At 34.8% G+C, this 22,220-nt stretch carries 18 protein-coding genes and 2 pseudogenes; 11 read left to right on the forward strand and 9 right to left on the reverse strand.

The annotated features are described in order from the left end of the window. Positions 1-197 precede the first annotated feature (197 nt). The 4 genes and pseudogenes from V4D31_RS08755 to V4D31_RS08770 form a co-directional block, all read right to left on the reverse strand. Entirely contained in the window at positions 198-551 is a 354-nt protein-coding gene (locus V4D31_RS08755; protein ID WP_353686058.1) for a hypothetical protein, read from the reverse strand. Between the two features lie 872 nt (positions 552-1,423). Next, positions 1,424-2,386 carry a radical SAM protein gene (locus tag V4D31_RS08760; RefSeq protein WP_353686059.1) on the reverse strand — a complete coding sequence of 321 codons (963 nt, stop codon included), beginning with the start codon at positions 2,384-2,386 and terminating at the stop codon, positions 1,424-1,426. Positions 2,387-2,526: 140 nt separating this feature from the next. Continuing rightward, positions 2,527-3,548 (reverse strand): annotated as a pseudogene (locus V4D31_RS08765) (aspartate-semialdehyde dehydrogenase). A gap of 86 nt (positions 3,549-3,634) precedes the next feature. Further along, entirely contained in the window at positions 3,635-3,886 is a 252-nt protein-coding gene (locus V4D31_RS08770) for a flagellar protein FlaG (protein ID WP_353687100.1), read from the reverse strand. A gap of 264 nt (positions 3,887-4,150) precedes the next feature. Between V4D31_RS08770 and V4D31_RS08775 the strand changes: the two genes are divergently transcribed. The 10 genes and pseudogenes from V4D31_RS08775 to V4D31_RS08820 all read left to right on the forward strand — a co-directional run bounded on the left by V4D31_RS08775 (position 4,151) and on the right by V4D31_RS08820 (position 14,264). Then, a complete protein-coding gene (locus V4D31_RS08775; RefSeq protein ID WP_353686060.1) occupies positions 4,151-5,317 on the forward strand; it encodes an Mrp/NBP35 family ATP-binding protein in 1,167 nt (388 codons plus the stop codon). Positions 5,318-5,506: 189 nt separating this feature from the next. Beyond that, a pseudogene (locus tag V4D31_RS08780) lies at positions 5,507-6,732 on the forward strand (2,3-bisphosphoglycerate-independent phosphoglycerate mutase). Positions 6,733-6,888: 156 nt separating this feature from the next. Further along, complete coding sequence (locus V4D31_RS08785) at positions 6,889-7,020, forward strand: hypothetical protein (protein WP_353686061.1); 132 nt, start codon at positions 6,889-6,891, stop codon at positions 7,018-7,020. An 82-nt stretch (positions 7,021-7,102) separates the two neighbouring features. Beyond that, positions 7,103-7,282, forward strand: a complete 180-nt coding sequence (locus V4D31_RS08790; RefSeq protein ID WP_353686062.1) for a hypothetical protein — start codon at positions 7,103-7,105, stop codon at positions 7,280-7,282. A gap of 531 nt (positions 7,283-7,813) precedes the next feature. Beyond that, positions 7,814-10,171 (forward strand): TonB-dependent receptor, encoded by a 2,358-nt coding sequence (locus V4D31_RS08795; protein ID WP_353686063.1) that lies wholly within the window; start codon positions 7,814-7,816, stop codon positions 10,169-10,171. A gap of 13 nt (positions 10,172-10,184) precedes the next feature. Further along, complete coding sequence (locus V4D31_RS08800; RefSeq protein ID WP_353686064.1) at positions 10,185-10,973, forward strand: P-loop NTPase; 789 nt, start codon at positions 10,185-10,187, stop codon at positions 10,971-10,973. Between the two features lie 137 nt (positions 10,974-11,110). Beyond that, the gene (locus V4D31_RS08805) at positions 11,111-11,368 is read left to right on the forward strand and encodes a TrmO family methyltransferase (protein ID WP_353686065.1); all 258 of its coding nucleotides are present in this window, start codon (positions 11,111-11,113) and stop codon (positions 11,366-11,368) included. Next, positions 11,369-12,460, forward strand: coding sequence for an iron ABC transporter substrate-binding protein (locus V4D31_RS08810; RefSeq protein WP_353686066.1), 1,092 nt, complete (start codon positions 11,369-11,371; stop codon positions 12,458-12,460). A gap of 112 nt (positions 12,461-12,572) precedes the next feature. After that, on the forward strand, positions 12,573-13,508 hold the full coding sequence (locus V4D31_RS08815; RefSeq protein WP_353686067.1) for an iron ABC transporter permease: 936 nt from the start codon (positions 12,573-12,575) through the stop codon (positions 13,506-13,508). Beyond that, the gene (locus tag V4D31_RS08820; RefSeq protein ID WP_353686068.1) at positions 13,509-14,264 is read left to right on the forward strand and encodes an ABC transporter ATP-binding protein; all 756 of its coding nucleotides are present in this window, start codon (positions 13,509-13,511) and stop codon (positions 14,262-14,264) included. It begins immediately after the preceding gene. Positions 14,265-14,307: 43 nt separating this feature from the next. On the opposite strand, the gene V4D31_RS08825 is transcribed toward V4D31_RS08820, so the two are convergent. Genes V4D31_RS08825 through pheA form a run of 5 tightly spaced genes read right to left on the reverse strand, consistent with a single transcriptional unit; the run spans position 14,308 to position 21,067 of the window. Beyond that, complete coding sequence (locus V4D31_RS08825; protein WP_353686069.1) at positions 14,308-16,980, reverse strand: helicase-related protein; 2,673 nt, start codon at positions 16,978-16,980, stop codon at positions 14,308-14,310. A 7-nt stretch (positions 16,981-16,987) separates the two neighbouring features. Continuing rightward, complete coding sequence (locus V4D31_RS08830; protein WP_353686070.1) at positions 16,988-17,842, reverse strand: prephenate dehydrogenase; 855 nt, start codon at positions 17,840-17,842, stop codon at positions 16,988-16,990. Beyond that, positions 17,842-18,867 carry a 3-deoxy-7-phosphoheptulonate synthase gene (aroF, locus tag V4D31_RS08835; RefSeq protein WP_353686071.1) on the reverse strand — a complete coding sequence of 342 codons (1,026 nt, stop codon included), beginning with the start codon at positions 18,865-18,867 and terminating at the stop codon, positions 17,842-17,844. Before aroF ends, V4D31_RS08830 begins: the two co-directional genes overlap by 1 nt. A 3-nt stretch (positions 18,868-18,870) precedes the next feature. Continuing rightward, positions 18,871-19,980, reverse strand: coding sequence for a histidinol-phosphate transaminase (gene hisC / locus V4D31_RS08840; protein ID WP_353686072.1), 1,110 nt, complete (start codon positions 19,978-19,980; stop codon positions 18,871-18,873). Positions 19,981-19,993: 13 nt separating this feature from the next. Continuing rightward, positions 19,994-21,067 carry a prephenate dehydratase gene (gene pheA, locus V4D31_RS08845; protein ID WP_353686073.1) on the reverse strand — a complete coding sequence of 358 codons (1,074 nt, stop codon included), beginning with the start codon at positions 21,065-21,067 and terminating at the stop codon, positions 19,994-19,996. A 39-nt stretch (positions 21,068-21,106) separates the two neighbouring features. Here pheA and V4D31_RS08850 point away from each other — a divergent pair, with 39 nt between their 5' ends. Next, a complete protein-coding gene (locus V4D31_RS08850) occupies positions 21,107-22,216 on the forward strand; it encodes a type III PLP-dependent enzyme (RefSeq protein WP_353686074.1) in 1,110 nt (369 codons plus the stop codon). Positions 22,217-22,220: the final 4 nt, after the last annotated feature.

Raw genomic sequence — 22,220 nt, forward strand, 5'->3', positions numbered from 1 at the left:
TTAATCTAATTTTTAGCCAAATTATAGCATATCCTATCACTTTTATCTATCTTCTAAACCTTTAAGAAAGTTGTTTATGTTTTAGATTGATTTTTCTAGATGATTTGAAAATTAAGAGGTTAGCCAAAGCTCCCCTGATAAAACCTTTTTTGTTCCTTGCAAATTAAGTCTAATAGGATAATATCTCATTTTTAAGATTATCTGAGTTTATTGAGAATATATAAACTTCTGTTAAGATCAGCTTTTCCAATAGTATGAGGAACGATACATACATTAAAATTCCCATAAAGTGAAATATTTTGATGCACTAAATATAAACTTTCTTTTCTTTTTATACAAAGTTTTCCTTCCTCGTCCTTTCCGATATTTAAGTCTAAATAGGTTCTATTATCTAAAGTGCAGAGCCAGAGCCCTTCTTTTTCTTTATCTGTAAATTTATCAGTCATAACTTTTTTAACCTTTTTTCCTTTAGCATGGGCTTCGACTAATTTTTCAATCTCATAGGATTCTTGAACAGATAAATCATACCAATCCTCTAAATTTGGGTCCATTTCGAGATAACAAATCTTTAAACCATCTTGATTAATAAAATTTGCATGACAGACCTCACAGCGAACCTTCGAAAGAACTTTATTTTTTATGAAAAATATTATCCGATAAAATTTTATGACAAGTAAAACAGCTAACTTCCTTTTGGCCATTCATAATTTCATTCTTTCTATGACAGTCTATGCAAGAAAAATTTTTTTCTTTGTGAATATCTCTCTTTAAATTATAGGCCTCAATTCCATAAGGTCTCTCCGGGACTTTACCCTCAATAAAGGGTGACCGATAATCTATAAACCAAGGATGGGGAGAATAGCCATAATAATCCCATCCAACGCGTATGCTATAATGACAGGAAAGGCAAGTTTCATCCTTTGGTTTTAAGCCCTCATGAATTTTATGGCAACTAAGACATCCCCTTTTTCTCGTAGTTTTAGGATAATTTTCACCTTGGTTAAAGATATGACAGGTAAGGCATCTTCTTTTAAGAAAATCAATTAGGAGACCCGTTTTTGTACTAAAGTTCCCTTCAAGCTTAGAAAATTCATAAAAATTTCTAACTTTTAGAGAAATTCCAAAACCTTTAAAAATACTTTTTAATTCCCTTTCGTAAGTAAAATGAAGAGAATTTGTGAAATTTTTGACTTCTTCAGGGTGACAGCTTGCACAGCTCTTTTCAACCTCTTCGTAAGTGGTAAAGTTATTTAGTCCTTTATGGACCTCTTTTTTATTTAGAGTTCCTTCTTTTCCCCGTGACAAACTGTGCAGGAAATCTTTGCATGAGAAAAAGTCTCCTTTTTGTGGCAATCCAAACAGGTATACTTCGAAAAATTTTTGGATGTGCAGGCATTTAATGCTAAAAGAATACTAAAAAAAATTAAAGGGAACATAATCTCATAGCAACTCTGTCAAGTCTTTGAGCAACCTCTTCGGAGCTTTTTAGAGGAATACCTAAGACTTCTTCCCATATTCTCTCACTCTCCATACAAAAGTAATAGGTAATATCATTTAGTGTCTCTTTGATAAGTTTACCGAAGGCTTGGTAAAGAGCTTTTCTGATTTCAATATAATATCTTTTCTTTTGATCAAGCCCCTCAATAAATTCATAGGAATAAATAGTGGTATGAGGAAATCTCTTTTGGGCAATTTCTTTTAAAATTTTAGGATATCTTAAAGTTCCAAGACTTATCCAGGCTATTTTATTGTGAGGAAGGTTATGCAAAATAGTTGCAAGAACTTGAGGATATTCTGCTTCAGCTCCTGGATAGAAAATTATAGGATCAAAGTGGAAGGCCACACTAAATCCCTTTTCAGCAGCTTTTTTTGCGCTCTCAAGCCGTGCCCAAAGGGAAGCTGTTCCTTTTTCCTCAGTTGCAATGATTCTCTCTGTATTAACGGACCAAGCAAAAATTATGCGCGGATCTCCTTCAAATTTACTAAAAAACTCCTCTGTAAGAGCAATCTTGGTTTTCAGTTCAAGCACTCCATAGGGTGATTTTTCTTTCCAAAAATAGATTAATTTTTCTGAAAGCTGAGTGATTCTCTCAAGGGCAAGGCTATCTGTAAACTCTCCGGTTCCAATTCTTGTTATCTTCCCCTGATTTTTACGTAGCCTTAAAAAATTTTCGAGGACTTTAAAACCATCCTCTATAAGATTTCCCCATACTTTAAGTCCTGGTCTATTTAGATAAACTTGAAGAATGCAATAGGAACAATCAAGAGGGCAGCCCTCTCCTATGTGAAAGATATTATATCCACAACAAAGATATTTTTTAGTTCCCGGGCAGGGTTTAATAAAGTCTCCTTTAAACTCAAGGATAAAAAGTCTCTTTTTTCCCAAACTAACTAATTTTTCCTCAGGTAAGAATTCCCATTGGAAGGCTTCATAGGAAGGAATAATTTGATAGTTTGAGAATCTATTTATAATCGCTTGGGTGAGAGAGTAGGGTAGGGCCTTTTCTTCTACGAAGATTTGCAAGGCTATAAATACTTTTCAATTAAGACTTCCGCAATTTGCACAGCATTAGTGGCTGCACCCTTTCTCAAATTGTCTGCCACAATCCAGAGATTTAAGCCATTTTCAATCGAAAAATCTTCTCTAATTCTTCCCACAAAAACTTCATCTCTTCCTGCTACTTCAATTTGCAGGGGATATAGTTTTTGCTGAGGATCATCAAGAACTATTACCCAGGTGCCTTTCTTAGAATCTCTATTACCTCTTCGACCGACAATTTTTTCTCTGTTTCTACATTTACAGATTCAGCATGACCGTAAAAGACAGGAACTCTTACTGTAGTAGCTGTAACCCTAATACTAGGGTCTTCCATAATTTTTTTAGTCTCTTCAACCATTTTCATTTCTTCTTTAGTGTATCTATTTGGCAAAAAAACATCTATGTGAGGAATACAATTAAAAGCTATAGTTTGAGGTAGATGTTTAGCAGGAGGTAGAGGTTCTCCTGAACACCAAGCCTTAATCTGGCTTATAAGCTCATCAATAGCCTTTTGTCCTGCCCCTGAAACGGATTGATAAGTGGAGACTACAATTCTCTTAATTTTAGCTACCTCATGGATAGGTTTTAAGGCTACCACCATTTGAATAGTAGAACAATTGGGATTAGCAATGATACCTTCGGTTTTGTATTTGGAAATAGCATGAGGGTTAACTTCAGGAACTACAAGGGGGACCTCTGGATCCATCCTCCAGGCACTTGAATTATCAATTACTACAGCACCATCATTTGCAAATTTGGGAGCATATTCTAAGCTTCTTTGGGCCCCTGCAGAAAAAAGAGCTATGTCAATTCCTTTGAAACTTTTAGTCTCTTCAAGAACCTCAACATTAATTTCTTCACCTCTAAAAGGGATTTTTATTCCCTTTGATTTTGGTGAGGCAAATAATCTTAATTCTTTTACTGGGAAGTTTCTTTCTTCAAGGACATTGATCATCATTCTTCCTACAGCCCCAGTTGCTCCAACTACAGCTACTGTGTATTCCTTCATGAAAATACCTCCTTCCTTGAGATTTTAAGGAAAGTCTAAATTAGATCAAATGAAAATTACCACGATGAAATTGCTTTGACAAGAGTTCAAACTTTTTGCTGTAGGAGAATCCCAACAAGTTCCTGCAATCTCTGGGATAGTTTAAGAAGTTCTTCAGGGGGGATTTGTTTTATTATTTCTCCTGTGTCTTTTCTTATAACCTGAACCACAAGAGTTTCATATTTTTTATCATAAACTATCTTTGCATCAAGGTCAAAGAGGGTCAAAAATTCCTTAAAATGTTCGGCAATTTCCTTTAGCTTTTCCTTATCTATTCTTAGGGAGGGCTCTTTAATAATTTCTTTTTTATAACTTTCGTTGCTTCATTAGGAAAGTTTCCCTTTTGTGCTAAAGTTTGATCTAAGACCAAATTTTTATAGAGTTCGACTTTCATAATAGTCCCCTTTTTTAGAGAGTTTTTTATAATTTTCGGAAAAAATTTGAGTTACTTTAATTTAATAAACTCCTCTTTAATTCTAACCCACTTAGCATCTAATTTGACATTAAATTAGGATGTATTAAAATAATTTTTAAACTATAAGCTCACTTAGGAGGAACTTTCTATGCCTATTGGAAGAGAAAAGAGTGTGATTCTTGATCAGCAAGATAAAAAGGTTAGGGAACAGCTTTCTAAAATAAAACACAAAATTATGGTAATGTCAGGCAAGGGAGGGGTAGGGAAAAGCACCATAGCAGTAAACATTGCTGTAGGTCTATCCTTGCAAGATTTTATGGTAGGACTTCTTGATGTGGACTTACATGGACCAAGCGTTCCCAAGATGCTTGGGGCAAGGGATTTAAAACTTACCAGAAGACCTGATGGAAGGCTTGGGGCTATAAAATATTCCCCTAATCTTAAATTTCTCTCCATTGAACCTCTTCTTCCTTCAGAGGATTCTGCCATTATCTGGAGAGGCCCTATTAAGATTTCAGCTATTAAACAATTTATTGGAGATATTGATTGGGGTGAACTTGACTATCTCATTATTGATGCCCCTCCTGGTACAGGGGATGAACCATTAACAGTAGCTAAAACTATACCAGATGCTTATGCTCTAATTGTCACAACACCTCAAGAAGTTTCTCTAATTGATGTTAAAAAATCAATAAGATTTTGTCAAAAGGTAAAAATGAGGATTCTTGGACTTGTTGAAAATATGAGCGGGTTTATTTGTCCTCATTGTGGAAAACCCCTTGATCTTTTTAAAAGAGGGGGAGGACAAAAACTTGCTGAGGAAATGGGAATAAGATTTCTTGGGAAAATTCCTGTTGATCCACGCATCGTTGATACTGGTGATAGAGGTAAACCTATTGTAGGAGCCTATCCTGAGAGTGTGACAGCTCAGGCTTTTGAAGATTTAATAAGAAATATTGTTTCGGCAACGGAAGAAATGGTACGTGAGGTCCTGGAAGAAAAGTTTATGAGAATTGCCTGTCCTGTCTCAACTCCTCAAAAGTTTGAACCTAATATTGAAAAAATGGAGTTATTTGCCTTATACGATATTGAAAACAGTAAGATTCTTGTAAAAGATGTTGTTAAGAAACCTGATGATCAGGATTTAATTGATTTTTTGAAAGAACAAGTTGCCACTCATATAGTGTTACATAATCCACCAAAGGAGCTTGCAGACAAACTTTCAGCTAATCAAATAAGGGTTCTTATTGCAGAAACACCCGAGGCAAATCCAGACAATCTAATTCAGGAATATCTCCAATCTAAGGTCCAGTAGATGGAAGACTTTCTTAAGTGTAAATATTGTGGAGGGAAGGCAATTATTACTGGAACCTGAGCAAAAGGCAAGGTAAGGTGCCTTACCTGTGGAATTGAAAGACCTGTAAAAGAATACGAAGAAGAGATTGAAGAGTTAAAAAAAAGATGATTAATAATTTCATTAGCTGTAGCCTTGAGGAGGAATCCCATGAATTACCTCAAAAAATTAATAAAAAAAGATAAAAAAGTTAAAATTATACTTATTGTGCTTGATGGAGTAGGAGACCTAGGAGTAAGAGAGGGTAGGACACCCCTTGAACTTGCTTCAACTCCTAATCTTGATAAGATAGTAAAATTTTCTGCTACAGGTTTACATATACCTGTTGATTATGGAATTACTCCTGGAAGTGGACCTGGACATCTTGGCTTATTCGGATATGAACCTTTGAAATTAGAAATTGGTAGAGGAATTCTTGAGGCTTTAGGTGTAGGACTTGAGGTAAAAGAGACAGATGTGGCTATTAGGGGAAATTTTGCTACTGTAACCTATGAAGCAGGAAAGCCTATTGTCGTTGATCGTAGAGCAGGAAGGATATCTACAGAAGAAAATAAGCGTTTGATCAGGTATTTATCAGAAAATATTAAGAAAATTGATGATGTTGAAGTGATTTTATGTTCAGGTAAAGAACATCGCTTTTCTTTATTGCTAAGATTTCCCTATAAGCTTTCACCTCTTGCTGAAAAGATAAATGATACAGATCCTCAAGCTACAGGTAAAGAACCCTATTTACCTAAGGGTGAAAATGAAGAGGCCCAAAAGGTAGCAGAGATTGCTCAAAAATTTATTGAAATTACAGGGGAGCTTTTGAAAAACGAACCCAAGGCTAATTATGTGCTTTTAAGAGGTTTTTCAGTAAAACCTGACATAGAGCCTTTCCATGAGAGATTTGGTCTTTCTAGTCTTGCATTGCAGTATACCCTATGTATAAGGGCCTTGCAAGGCTTGTAGGTATGGATGTTATAACCTTTGAGGGAGAAACCATTCAAGATGAAATCAATGCCTTGAAAAAATATTATAATGATTATGACTTCTTCTTTATCCACATTAAGAAAACCGATTCCTTTGGTGAAGATGGAAATTTTGAAGGGAAAATTTCAGTAATTGAAGAATTTGATAAACAATTTCCAGAAATTTTATCTTTAAAGCCTGATGTCTTAGCCATAACAGGTGATCATTCAACTCCCTGTTCGATGAAGTCTCATTCCTGGCATCCTGTTCCAGTTTTAATATATTCTCCTTATTGTTTAGGAAACTTATCGCAAAGATTTACTGAAAGAGAGTGTTTGAAAGGTGAACTTGGTATTTTCCCAAGCTTTAAATTAATGCCTCTATTGCTAGCTCATTCTGGAAAATTAGCTAAATTTGGCGCATAAAACTAAATAGTTAGCGCATAAAACTAAGCAGTCATTGGAGCTCTATAAAAATCGATTTAACTTTTGAGGAAATTAACAAAAAAGTTGAACTTAATTACAATAATCGTGCTATATGGCCTTAACCTTGCTATTGGGTTGGCTGATTATTTTATTTTTATGAAAAGTGGGAAAATTTATCATATGGGAGACTCCTCCATAATTGAACCTTCCCTTTTAAAAAATGTCTATGATATAAATGTAAAAATAATAGAAGTTGAAGGACGAAAGTTTGTAATAGCATATTCTTAGTGGACAAGATTATCTATCTGTTATAATTTTTCATGCTCTTATATAGACAAATAAACTTTAAACTGAAAAAGTATTGAGGGAAATGGACGGATTAAAAAGGATTAATCGAGATGAATTTATTAACAACAAAAGAAACTATCTTATCGCAAAACACTATTTAGGAAGAGCTCTGGAAGGCATCTTGATGATTGGTAATCATTTTCTTTCAAGGCTGGGAGCAAAAACAAAGGATTATCAGGAGATAATATTAAATTTTGGCTAAAATGGTCTTGTTCCTATGGAATTGGCTGAAAAGAATAAAATCTTACAGTATACTGTAACAGACTTGTTTATATTTATTGGATATTTATTGGGAAGTAACACTAAAGGAGCTTTAAAAAGTAATAAATCAATCTTGTAATGACATTTTCAATTTCTATTAATATTACACAGAAATACTTAAAAATTCCAAAAAGTTTGGATTCTATAATAGAACATGATAGGAAATTAAATTTTTTGCTTTAACATTTCAACCCAAGAAGGGTAGATTAGTCAAGTAGGCCGTGCAAGGGAATTGTATCCCTGGCACGGCTTTTTTTATATAGTTAGGCTAACGAAGAGGCTATGCCTTTCAAGCAAGGAATATTTAAATTTTTAAAAATAAGTCTTGATAAATTTAAAAAATTGTGTTACGATTGTTATTAATAAAAAATTATGATTGTAGTTATAAATATAAATTTAAAAAATGTATTATAAATTGTTATCAATTAAAAAATATAATTGTAGTTATTAATAAGAAAGGAGGGGATATAAAATGGTAATACGAGATTGGAACAAAATTACTAGGGCTTTAAAAGAGACATTAAAAATGGATATTGAATTAATTAAAGATCTTACAAGGAGTAGATCCTGGAAAAATTTTTTAAGTAGGGGCGTAGAAAAGAGTTTTCAGACTCTTTCATTTATCATGTTTGTTTTAAGCCCTATTTTACCTGTTTTTGCAGAAGAAAAGGATGCAAAGCTCGAGGAGATTGTGGTTACTGGAAAGAAAATAGTTGTTCCTACAAAGCAAACTGGTGAGACAGTTTACACAGGCACAGAAATAACAACAAAGGGAATAGAACTTTCTGGAGAGAGAGGGAAAACAAATGTATACGAGGCAATTTCAATTCTGCCAGGTGTAGTTTTTGAAAGTGCTGATGCTAATAATTTAGCCACAGAGCAGGCACAGATAAGAATCAGAGGAGTAAGAGGCGATCTTGGTGCGATGACTGTGGAAGGTATTCCTAATTATGGTGGAAATCCAATGGGACCACGAGCGTATATTTATGACCTTGAAAACTTTCAAAGCATAGCGGTTTACAAAGGAGCAGTTCCTGCTGATTTAGGTTCAGGTGTTGGAAATAGAGGTGGTGCCATTGAGTTGAGACCACTTTGGGCTCAAAAAGAGATGGGGTTAAAGTTATCCCAATCTGTTAGTTCTTTTGAGTATAGAAAAACTTATTTTAGATTTGATTCGGGAGAAATAAAACCGATTGAGACAAGATTTTCTCTTTCCTATTCTTATACAGACCAGGATAAATGGAAAGGTCCTGGAGAAATTGGACCCAGAAACAATATAAATTTTACTTTTGTTCAGCCAATTGGAAAAAACATAGAGATTAAAATCTGGGGAAACTTCAATGAAATAAGACATCATAAGTATCGTTATTTAACTTATCAACAAATAAAAAACCTGGATAGATACTATCGTCTTGATTTTAACAGTTCAATAACCGGCAACCCGAGTCAGGATTATCTTTATTACAAATTTAACGAGGAATATCACAAAAACAGAGATCTTTTTATGTCAATTGCTGCAAAAATAACGAATAACATGAAAATTATTTTGAAGCCCTACATTTCAAAAGAAGATGCCAAAATATGGGATGGTTCTAACAATATTCAGGGTCAGCCAGGTGTTCAGAAAAGAACAAGAGATATTGAAAGAGAGGGTATCATAGCAGAGATTGCCATTGATTTTAATAAAATTAAAGCAACTGCAGGATATCACTATGAAGCAAATGATATGAATATTTACTCTGAAAACTACCGGATTAATCCAGGTGGTAGCCTGAAGTACGAAGGTTATGGAGTTATGGCAACTACTGGAAAAACCTATGTTTACAGTCCCTACTTTAAAGTTGCAGGAACCATAAATAAATTCAACTGGCAGGCAGGTATTAAATATTTTAAATTTAAAGATTCAGCCAGTGAGGGATATATAACTGAGTTTGATAATAGAGGCAATCCTGTATTAAAAAGAGCGCCATACCTTGATAGAAAAGCAGAGACATATGATATATGGCTTCCAACAGCTGGTGTATCCTATATTTTTAATGAAAACATAGAAGTATATTTAAGTTATGGCAGAAACTATATAAGACCATATGCCTATATGCCAATTATAAATACATATAACAGACTTTACAGGCAATTTGTAGCTGCTGGGATTCCTTTAAGTGAATTATTTAAAAATAGAGACATTGAAAAGTCTGACAATATTGACATAGGCTTAAGATTTCATATGGATTTCATAGAGGTAAATCCAACAATTTTCTTTTCAAAACATAAAAATCTTTTGACTACTGTTTCAGATCCAAGAGTGCTGGATGCTGGCAAACCTGTAAACTATCAGCAAAACATCGGGAAAGCAAAGGGATATGGCTTTGAAATAGGAACCACTGTTTATGTCTCCGACTGGCTCACATTTTATCTTAATCCCACCTTCAATCGTTTAACCTATGATGGGGATATAACTTACTCAGGTCAAGTGTTTTCAACAGACGGTAAACAGGTGGTGGATGTTCCGAAATGGACTGTTATAGCAGGTATTATCGCAAAATATAAGGACTTTGAAATAATTCCACAGATGCGTTATCTTGGAAAAAGATATGGAAATGCTGAACATAAAGAAAAAATTCCCTCCTATACCGTGTTTGATTTGAAATTAAAATATGTTAAGGAGAAAGTAGGGATGCTCAAGGAATTGAAAATATCTCTTGAGTTTGACAACATCTTTGATAAAAAATATGTTTCTATAATCAAAGCAATGGATGATACTGTATCAGGCACAACTTATGGAGTGGGTGCTCCATTTACAATGAGGAGTTCTATATCATTTGCCTTTTAAGGAGGAGTAGGCAATGAAAAAGATTGCGGTATGTGGGAAAGGTGGCGTTGGTAAAAGTTTTATTGTTTACGCACTTGCAAAAGCTTTTTTAAAGAGAGGAAAGAAAGTTATTGTTGTTGAGTCTGATGAAAGCAATCAAACACTTTACAGGCTTTTTGGTTTCAATGAACCTCCCTCTTCGTTTATGGATTTTCTTGGAGGTAAAAAAAGTGTGCAGCAAAGTATGATCAAGAGATTTCAGTCTGGAGTAAAAGAGCCAAAAATGAGCTTAATTGAGAAGGATACATTCAGCATTAATGATATTCCAGCAGAATTTATCAAAAAAGATGGCAATCTGGCTATAGTTAGCATAGGAAAGATTAAAGAACCTATGGAAGGATGTGCTTGTCCAATGGGAGTCGTAAGCAGGGAGTTTATTGAAAAAATTGAGTTAGAGGATAATGAAGTTATGCTTGTTGATACAGAAGCTGGTGTGGAGCATTTTGGAAGAGGGATAGAAAAGGGGATTGATACAGTTATAGTAGTTGCAGAGCCCTATCTTGACTCTATTGAAGTTGCTGAGAAGGCAATTGGACTTGCTAAAAAGATGGGTAAAAATGTTTATTTTATTATCAACAAAATGCCTGCTAACATTGAAAATAAGGTTAAAGAAATAATTCAGAAAAAAGGGTTGCCTCTCTCAGGCATAATACACTTTTCACCTGATGTTTATAGTTTTTCAATTGATGGAAAAGTTCCAGAAACTTCAGATGCCTTCAGAGAAGTTGAGGAGTTTTTAGAGAGTATTAATATAGGATTATAAATTCAGATTAATTGAATATGTAAGGACAAAAGCAGAAAACCTGCTAAGACACTGGAGTGTCTCTGATGTGGAGGGAGAAATTGTTCTTGAGCCAGAATACAAAGCTCGGCTTAAGGAATATAAAGGCAGGAAACAAAATGGTTGTCATATTAGGCTTTCACAACTCTAATGCCTCTGGCCCTGAAAAACCTATTCAAAAGCTATCCTATTTGAATAAAATAAGAGGAGTTTTTAGCACCTCTTCAACTCACAGACAAAATTCAATAAGACTTTCTGTGCTTAAGTTTCTTGATGTAACAGATAACATAGTCAGATTAAGAAGACTTGATTTGTATGATGAAAATCCCATTCTTGATATAAAATCCTATATTAAATACAAACCAGAGGGACGGTAAATGAAAAAAGTTTTATTAATGATAGGTTTTATTTTTATTTTTGCATCTTATATTAGTGCAAAAGAAATGGTCACAATAACTGATATGGCTGGAAGAAAGATTACAATCCCAAAAAAGGTTGAGAGAGTTGTGGCACTATCTGGTTCTTTGCGCTATATTGTTTATCTTCAAGCATTTGATAAGATTGTAGGAATTGAAGGGATAGAAAAAAAGAGAGTTATGAAAGGCATTCCTGCGACAGGAAAGGCTTACTGGCTTGTAATAAAGGATAAGGTGCAGAATATTCCTTCAATTGGTGAAGGTGGGCCTGGCAAGCTTCCTGATTTTGAAAAGCTTATCACAGTTAAGCCTGATCTGGTCATAACCTTTCAAGTTGACGATGCAGAACTGATTCAGAAAAAAACAGGGCTTCCTGTTGTAGTTATTCGGTTTGCAGAAGCAGGGGGTTTAAGAATTGAAGATATTCTAAATACCTTTACATTTCTTGGAAAGATTCTTGACAGAGAAGAAAGAGCAAATGAACTTAACCAATACATTCAACAATGCATTTCGGACCTAAAAAAGAGAACAGCAGGTTCAGTCAGACCAACAGTTTATATAGGAGGAATAAGTGCAAGGGGTGCGCACGGAATAACAAGTACTGTAGCCAATTATCCCTCACTTCAGTGGCTTAATGTAAAAAATGTTGTTGATGAAACAGGCAGAAAGGGTCATGTTTTTATTGACAAAGAGATGCTTTTAATTTGGAATCCTCAATATATTTTCATTGATACAGGCGGACTTTCTGTTGTGAATAATGATTATTTAAAAAACAAAGAGTTTTATAAAAAACTTAAAGCAGTAAAGGAAGGAAATGTTTATACTGTTTTTCCCCATAATTTTTACAGAACAAATCTTGAAATTATATTTGCTAATGCCTATTTTATTGGCAAAGTTATATATCCAAATAAATTCAGTGACATAGAGATAAGAAAAAAGGCAGCAGAAATATTTAAAAAATTTCTTGGAGTGGATGTTTACGATGATTTAAAAAGTGTATATAAAGGATATGGGAAAGTCTACTTTAAAGAATCAGGCATTACCGTCTACTAAGATTTCGATAAAAAAACAGTATCTTAAATCCTTTCATTCAAAGATTTTTTTCTCTTTTATTTTACTAATTTTACTTGTAGTTGTATCACTGATTTCTGTCTGCACGGGCTCAATGCACTTATCTTTGGCTGAAGTTTTCAGAGCTATATATGCTAATACGGAATATTCATATATTATATGGAATATTAGAGCACCAAGGACAGTTGGTGCTATTCTTGCAGGTGCCTCTTTAGGCGTTGCAGGTGCTGTAATGCAAAATGTATTTAGAAATCCACTGGCTTCTCCTTTTACTCTGGGAGTTTCTCATGGCGCTACCTTTGGTGCAGCCTTTGCAATAATTATTTTGGGTGCAGGACAAACTCACAGCATCGGAACAGAGTCAGTAACAGTTTTTAAAAGTTATACGGTTATTATTTCAGCTTTTATCGGTGCTCTTTCCACTGTGGTTTTAGTTCTTTTTCTCTCATTTCTCAAAAATGTGACTCCAGAGGCCATACTTCTTGCTGGAGTGGCATTGAGCAGTCTTTTTAGTTCAGCTACTATGTTTTTACAGTATTTTGCCAGTGATGTTCAGATAGCAGCCACTGTGTTGTGGACTTTCGGAGACCTCGGAAAGGCTGGCTGGTTTGAAAACAAAATTATGTTTATTACCTTTTTGCTTTGTTTTATTTATTTTTTCTTGAATAGATGGAATTTTAATGCTCTAATATGGGGAGATGAAGTTGCCAAAAGTCTTGGTGTTAATATAAAGTTTTTGAGAGTTTCAGGAATGTTTTTCAGTGCCCTTGTTGTCTCTGTGTGTACTGCCTTTCTCGGGATAATAGGATTTGTAGGATTAATATCTCCTCATATGGTAAGGCTTATTATTGGAAATGATTACAGATTTTTAATTCCTTACTCAGCGATTTTTGGTGCAGTCTTACTTTCTCTTTCTGATTTGATTGCAAGAACAATAATTTCTCCGTCTGTTTTACCTGTTGGGATTATAACTTCCTTTCTAGGTGCTCCCATGTTTTTTTATTTGCTAATAAAAAGGAGAAGATTTTAAATGCTAAGAATAGATAACCTCTCAGCTGGATACGAGGCCAAAGAAGTTCTTAAAGAAATTAATCTGGAATTTAGTAAAGGATTTATCTATGCTATTTTAGGCCCTAATGGTTCAGGAAAATCAACTCTGTTGAGAACAATTGACAGGATTTTAAAACCCAAAACAGGAACAGTTTATTTAGGAGATATAGATATAAGAAATCTTTCAACAAGAGATATCGCTAAAAGAATTGCCTATTTACCTCAATATTCTAATTCGACGCCTTACATTTCAGTTTTTGAGGCAGTACTTCTTGGAAGAAAACCTTATATTGCATTTGAACCATCTGAAAAGGATCTGGATGTTGTTGAAAAAATTATAAAAGATTTTGGGCTTACAGATTTTGCCTTCAGAAAAATTAACGAATTAAGTGGTGGAGAGGTTCAGAAAGTTCTTATTGCAAGAGCTCTTACTCAGGAACCAGAGGTGCTTTTGCTTGATGAACCAGTAAATCATCTTGACCCAAAAAATCAGATTGAAATACTTCAACTTTTGAGGAAATTAACAAAAAAGTTGAACTTAATTACAATAATCGTGCTACATGACCTTAACCTTGCCATTGGGTTTGCTGATTATTTTATTTTTATGAAAAATGGGAAAATTTATCATATGGGAGACTCCTCCATAATTGAACCTACCCTTTTAAAAAATGTCTATGATATAAATGTAAAAATAATAGAAGTTGAAGGACGAAAGTTTGTAATAACACTTGCTTAATGGAAAAGACTATCTATCTGTTATAGTATTTCAGAGAGAAACTTCAGGTTCTTAAAGTAATGGCAAAATTGATTTTTGGTTCTTCAGTTGAGAGGTCTGAAAACACCTTTGCTGAACGGGCTTTCTTGGGAAGACGCTTTATTTTCTCAAAAAGCTCAGGATTTTTATCTCTTATATCTTCAATAATCCTTAAATACTTAAGCTCGCTTTCTTCTCCATCGTCTTCTGTAATGGTTTTCTTTGAAAGGAGTTTATCAAATAATTCGTGGGATGAAACTGGTTCTCCCTCAGTGAGTATAGCGGAATCTCCACCAAGCATGGTTAAAAACGCCTCTATTTTTGAGCGTGCAATATTGGTAAGTGCAATCTCTGAATCTGCCTGCTTTGTTGGGAAAAAGTTGAATGTGTAGATTTTATCAAAGGGTGTATCAATACGATTAACTCTACCAACCCTTTGAATTAGGCGGGTTGGATTCCAGGGAATATCATAATTTATGACAATATTTGACCTGTGAAGATTTACACCCTCAGAGAGAACCTCGGTTGAGACAAGAATTCTGTAGTCATCTTTTTTGTTCCTTGCCCTTGCATCAAAGTTTTCTATTACTTTATCCCGAACTATTTCTGGAGAATTGCCATGGAAAAGTAGCGCTATTTCACTTCCGAACTCTTTATTTATATTTTCAGTTAAATACTCTGCAGTCTCCTTTGATTCTGTAAAAATAATTATTTTCCTATCTTTTAATATGGGATGGTTTTTGAGATTGTCCAACAAAGTTTCAAGTTTGGGGTCTCTTTTTATTGATTGCCACATTTTTTGTATGTCTTTTAAAATTTTGAGGTCTTTTTCTAAATTTTCTTTAAATTCCGGTTTAAAATCAGAACTTGAATACTTTTCTGCTTTTCCTTCATCAATAAGTTTCTGGATTGCCTCATCATCACCTTCTTCCAGAAGTTCAAAAATTTTATTTATATATCCCTTACTAATCCAAACATTCCCATTTTCGTATTCTTTAATAAAATTCTCATAGGAACGAATAAATCTATCAATAGTTTTTCTGAATGCATAAAAACTACTTTCCAGGCGTTTAACAAGAAGCACTTTCATAAAGCCACCCATATTTCTTTGGGACTGGGCTTCAAGAGGTGGAATCCCCTTCTTTAAATAAAGCAGAGGAGTATAACGAGCATAGGTAAATTCCTGCGTTATTAATCTAACTGTTTCCATAAAGATTCTGTCTTCATCTTTACTTAGCTGATAAAAAAGTGGCTTTGGATCCTCTACTTCTGGAAATTTGACATTATTTCTTTCCAAATCCTCTGCAAAGTATTTTTCAATCTCAGTTCTTGTTCTTCTAACCATTATGTGTTTTAAAACTTTATCACGGATTTCTTTGGCAATATCTTTTGTTATTTCAATAAATTTGTCATAATCTTTTTGACGGTTAACTTTCTTTAACTTATTTTCAAGTCTTCCGAAAAAATCTTCAAGATCTGGAACACCGGGAATATTGCTTTTTCTTGGATTTTGAAAGATTTTAATCTGTGCAAGAATATCTTTTGGCGAGTTATTATAAGGTGTAGCAGAAACTAAAATCACCCTTTTCCCACGACAGATTTCTGCAATGTCTTCATAACTAATGGTTGCCTCGTTTCTAAACCGATGTGCTTCATCTATAACGATGTTTTTGTATTCTCTAAGTTCGATTTCCTTCTTTGCTTCATCAAGCTTACCAATAGAGACAAACTCAGCTGGAATATGAAAATCGGCAAAAACATTTGGCCAGGAGCCCGGGTTATTTTTATTAAGCAATGCTGGTGGTGCGATAACAAGAGTTCTTCCATCAAGTTGCCCACAGAGCATAGCAGTAACATAGGTTTTCCCGAGCCCAACTACATCGGAGATAAAAACACCTCCATATTCTTCTAATATTTTCTTTGCATTTAGAACTGCTTGCTCTTGATATTCAAATCTTTTAAAGTTTTCGGGTAGATATTTTGTGAAGACTTCATCAGTTCGACTCAACTCATCTTTAAAATACTCGTATAGAAATTTTAGATAAAGTTCATAAGGGGTGATATTTTCATTCAGCCATGTGTTTTGTTTTATTGTCTGAACATATTTTTCAGTGACATCAACAGCATCTTTCCATAATTCTTCAAATTTCTGTTTTGCAAACTCGTAATCGGAAGCGTTTTTAAGCTCCACATTGAATTCAAGATTATCCTGAAGTCCAGATTGAGTAAAATTACTTGAACCTGTGATGACTCTTCCTATATCTCTGTCTCCTTCCCTAAAAGTGAGAATATAAAGTTTTGCATGGAGATTCTGTGAGGGATAAGCTCTTATTTCAATTTTTCCAGTATTTATCCATTCAATGAACTTCTGCACGCCTGATTCAACATTTTCGCTATCTTCTGATTCAGCCATTTCCTCTTCAATCAATTTTTCTATTTCCTGTTTTGTCTCGTAATGTGATGGTTTTTCTTGTTCTGCATTCTTTACCAGATTGTAGGATTCTTTTGAAATGCCAATTCCTACAAGAATTCTAAGCTTTTCAGTATTTTTCAGTGCATTATAAATTAAATGAAATCCGCTTACATAAAAATAAGCTACAAGGCAATCAAAGAATTTGCAGTCTTTTATTAGCTGTTCAAAACGGTCTTTGAGGCTTTTACCATCTTCATTTACTATGAATGTAAGGTCAAGATTCATTCCCCCATTATAAATCAAGCTCCTGCCTTAACTTTTTTGATTCTTCTATAAATTTTTTGACTCCTTCAAACTCTTTTCTATAAAGCATCTGTTTAACCTCTTCAAGCTTTTTTGCGAAAATTTCAAGGCACTGTAAAACATTTTTATCATTCATTGCAAAAATATCAGCCCAGAGTTCTGGTGAGCTTTTAGCAATTCTCGTTGTGTCTTTAAATCCAGAACCAGCGTATTTTATAAATTTTTTATCCATTTCTGCCACAGTGTTTACAAGGCAGAATGAGACTAAATGAGGAAGATGACTTACAAGAGCATAAATCCTGTCATGCTCAGAAGGAGTCATGAACTCCACCTGGGCTCCTGTTTTAGTCCATAGTTTCGCAACTCTTTCCAATGCAGATCTGTTAGTGTTTTTTGTTGGAGTAATGATGACCTTTGAGCCTTCAAAAAGTTGAGCTTTTGCATACTCAAATCCTGTCCTGTCTGAACCAGCAATAGGATGTGTTCCAACAAAGTAAACGCCTTTCGGCATTAATCTTTCAAGTTTATTAACCACTTCTTCTTTAACACTTCCCACATCAGTAACCACTGTGTCTTTTTTTAGATAAGTAGCCATTTCTGAAGTGATTTTTTCAAATACTCCCAGGGGGGTTGCAAGAACAATAAGTTCTGCTTCACAAACCTCTTTAAGGGAATCAGTATATGTATCTATTATGCCAAGCTTAAAAGCTTTTTTAAGCCTTTCCTTATTTCTTCCATATCCGATAATTTTTTCAGTCAGTTTTTTTTCTTTTAATGCTAAGGCTAAGGAACCTCCGATTAAGCCAACTCCAATGATTGATACAGTTTTAAATCCATCCTCCATTATGCTTCCCTGCCAATAGCCTTAGCTACAGCTTGAATTTTTTTCATCATATTTTTAAATTGCTCAGGAGTCAAAGATTGCTCACCATCAGAGAGAGCTTCTTCAGGATTTGTATGAACCTCAATCAAAAGCATGTCAGCACCAGCAGCAACTGCAGCAACTGCCATTGGCTCAACAAGCTCACGCTTTCCAACACCATGACTTGGGTCAACTGCAACTGGTAAGTGACTGAGGGATTTAAGCAGAGGCACAGCACTCAGGTCAAGAGTATTTCTCGTAGCTGTCTCGAAAGTTCTTATACCTCTTTCACAGAGTATGACCTTTTCATTACCTCTTGAAAGAATATACTCTGCTGCCATGAGAAGCTCTTTTATTGTTGCAGACATTCCTCTTTTAAGCACAACAGGCTTGTCAACTGAGCCAACTTCCATAAGAAGTCTAAAATTCTGCATGTTTCTTGTGCCGATTTGAAGAATATCAACATAATCAAGCATTACATCTATGTCTCTTGGATCCATTATTTCGCTTATCACAGGAAGCCCAGTTCTTTCCTTTGCTTCTTTGAGATATTTAAGTCCTTCAACACCCAATCCCTGAAAGGAATAAGGAGATGTGCGTGGCTTAAAGGCACCACCTCTCAAGAATGTTGCGCCTGAGGCTTTGACTTTTTCAGCAATATCAAGAAGTGTAATCCTGTTTTCAACAGCACATGGACCTGCTGCAATATGTACTCTTTTGCCTCCAATCTGGCAATCATCAACCTGAATTATAGTGTCTAATCTTTTGAAGTCTCTGCTTGCCAGTTTGTAGGGTTTGAGGATTCTTACAACATCTTCAACACCTGGAATTGCTCTTATTGCATTTTCCTCATCCTCTGTTACTTTTGAGGTGTCTCCAATTACTCCGATAATTGTTCTTTCAGTTCCCCTTGAGACATGGGGTTTAAGTCCCTTTGCCTCAAGTTTTTTCACAATTTTTTCAATCTGCTCCTCAGTTGCATCTGGTCTTAATACAATAATATCCATCGTTTAACCTCCAAAAAATTTTTTTAAACTTTCTATAAAAGTTTTATTTTCTTCAGGCAAACCAATTGTAACTCTTATCTGTCTTGGTCCTACAGGTCTTATAATGACTCCCTGCCTGAGAAGCGAGTCAAAAACTTCCTTAGATGAAATACTCTCAGGCAGTATTATGTAAATGAAGTTTGTCTGTGTGGGGAGATATTGAATTTGTTTTATTTTATCAAGCTCAGAATAGAGATATTGCTTGCCTTTTTCGTTAATTTCAATCACTTTTTTTAAATGCTCCTCATCTTTTAAAGCAGCCTCTGCAGCAATTTGAGCAATGGTGTTTGTGTTAAAGGGTTCTCTTATTCTGTTCATCTCTGTAATGATTTCTTTTTTTGCAATTCCATAACCTATTCTCAGGCTTGCCAATCCATAGGCTTTTGAAAAGGTTCTTAAAATCAGTATATCCCTTCCCTCTTTAAAATATCTTAAAGTATCAGGATAATCTGACTCTGTAACATACTCATAATAGGCTTCATCTACCACAACAAGTATGTCTTCTCGGAGAGCCTTCATGAAGCTATCAAATTCTTCTCTGTAGTTCATTGTGCCTGTTGGATTATTGGGATTAGCTATGAATACGATTTTTGTTCTGTCTGTTATCTCCTTAAGCATTCCTTCAAGGTCATGTCTGTAGTCTCTAAGTGGCACTTCCTTTGCAATTCCACCCTGTGCTGTCACACTCATTGCATAGACAACAAAAGAAGGAGTAGCCATAACTGCTTCGTCCCCTGGACCAATGTAAGTTTTTACAGCAATATCAATAAGTTCATTTGAGCCATTGCCGAGAATTATTTCATCATGTGTAAGATTTAATCCTCTTTTGGCAAATAATTCACATAAAGCATTCTTAAGATAAAATCCGCTTCCTTCTGGATATCTTGCAAGCTCAGAAGGATTTGAGAGAAATTCTTTGATAGCCTGTACAACCTTTGGTGAAGGACCCAGAGGATTTTCATTGGATGCAAGCTTAATGCATTGCTTGATGCCAAGCTCTCTTTCCACCTCTTTAATTGGTTTGCCAGGAATATAGGGCTGAATCTTTTGAACATAAGGCAGCGGTTTGACCATAAAAGCCTCCCTTTTATTCAAAAATTGGATATGATCCGAGATGAACAAGCTCTATACAGTAATCTTTTACTTTTTCAAGGGTTTGTTTTACATTTTCGTCTTCAATGTGCCCAATAAAATCAACAAAGAATATATACTCCCACTTGCGCATCTTTGCTGGACGTGATTCTATTTTTGTAAGATTTATGTTGGCATCCTTAAAAGGCTGTAAAGCATTATAAAGAGCACCAGGTTTATCCTGAAGGGAAAACATGATAGAGGTTTTATCTGATCCTGTTTTCTTAGGAAAAGTTTTTCCAAGTATAAAGAATCTTGTGTAGTTGTTTTTGTAGTCTTCAATGTGTTTTGCAACAAACTTGAGTCCATACATGTTTGCAGCAAAATCGCTCGCAATTGCTGCAATTTCTGCATCCATACAGGCCTGCTTTGCTGCCTCAGCAGTGGAGGCAACATCATACAGGGGTATATCAGGCATATTTTTTCTCAACCATTCTCTGCATTGAGCCCTTGCATGAGGATGAGTGTAGATTTTTTTTACTTTTTCCTTTTCTCCTGTAAGAGAAAGAAGATGAAGGGTTATAGGAATTATTATCTCCCCCGAGATTTTTACTTCATGCTGCATAAACATGTCAAGAGTATAGGTAACAGTTCCTTCATTTGAATTTTCTATTGGAACAACGCCAAACCGGGACAGTCCCTTTTCAACAGATTCAAAAATAGATTTAATGCTATCCTGAGGCTCAAAATGAGCAAAACTTCCAAAATATTTTATTGCAGCAAGATGGGTAAATGTGCCTTCGGGTCCAAGATAACCCACTTTTTGTGATTCCTGAAGTGCCAGCGTGGCTGAAAGAATTTCCCTGAAAAGAGTTTTAATTACATCATTAGAAAAAGGTCCTTCATTTATTTTTAAAACTTTATCTATGACATTTTTTTCCCTTACAGGGTCATAGAATGAAAGTCCTTCAGCTTTCTTTATTTGTGCTATTTCTATGGCAATTCTGGCTCTTTCATTTAAAAGTTTGAGAATTTCTCTATCAATCCTGTCAATCCTATCCCTTAGATTTTTTAGTCTTTCATTTTCCATTTTTTATTCTATCATAGAATATGATAAAATTTTAAAATTATGAAAAACACACTTATGGACAGAGTTCTAAACTGGATAGCCTCTCATGATGATGAACCACCTTATCTTCTTATTGATAGAGAAACCCTGAAAGAGAAAATTTCAATGATTGGTAAGGGAATTAAGAATTCAAAAGTTTTCTATGCAGTAAAAGCTAATCCAGATATAGAGGTATTGAGATTTCTTAATACCTTCAATATCGGGTTTGAGATAGCTTCAGAGGGAGAGCTTGCAATTCTTAAACAGCTTAATGTTGAACCTGAGCGAATAATAACGAGTAATCCAATAAAAACTTTTAAATTTCTTAAAGAAGCAGTGCAATATGGTATTGAATATTATGCCTTTGACTCACAAGTAGAAGTGGATAAAATGGCAAAATATGCACCTGAAAAAAAAGTTTATGTAAGACTGTCTGTTCCAAATGAAGGAAGTGAATGGCCCCTTAGTAAAAAATTCGGAGTTGAAATGGAAGAAGCTATACAGTTACTTATTTATGCGAAACACAAAGGGCTTCACCCTGTAGGTATTACCTTTCATGTTGGTTCTCAATGCAGTAACATTTATAACTGGCACACTGCTATAGACAAGGCAAGGCAGGTAAAAGAACTCGCTAAAAAGGCAGGAATTGATATAAAAATGCTTAATATTGGAGGTGGATATCCTATTGAATACACAAAGAAAGTTCCTTCCATAGAAACAATAGAAAGTAAGATTAATTCACTTCTTGAGGAATATTTTCCTGATACGGAGATTTTTATTGAGCCTGGCAGGGCAGTGGTGGGAGATGCTGGAGTTTTTGTCTCAAGAATTATTGGTAAAGCTCAAAGAGGAGATGAAAACTGGCTTTACATAGATGTGGGTGTTTTCAATGGATTAATGGAAAGCATAGGAGGCATTAAATATCAATATGTAGTTGGAAGCAGAGGAGAGCAAAAACTGTGGACAATTGCAGGTCCAAGCTGTGATAGCTTTGATGTCATAGACAGGGAAGTCCTTCTTTCTGAACCAGATGTGGGAAGCCTTATACTTATTCTTTCTGCTGGAGCATATACTATATCCTATGCTTCAGAATTTAATGGATTTTCTGTACCAAAAACATTTTTAATTTAGGAGG

The sequence above is a fragment of the Thermodesulfovibrio sp. 3462-1 genome, from assembly GCF_040451425.1.
Taxonomy (GTDB): domain Bacteria; phylum Nitrospirota; class Thermodesulfovibrionia; order Thermodesulfovibrionales; family Thermodesulfovibrionaceae; genus Thermodesulfovibrio; species Thermodesulfovibrio obliviosus.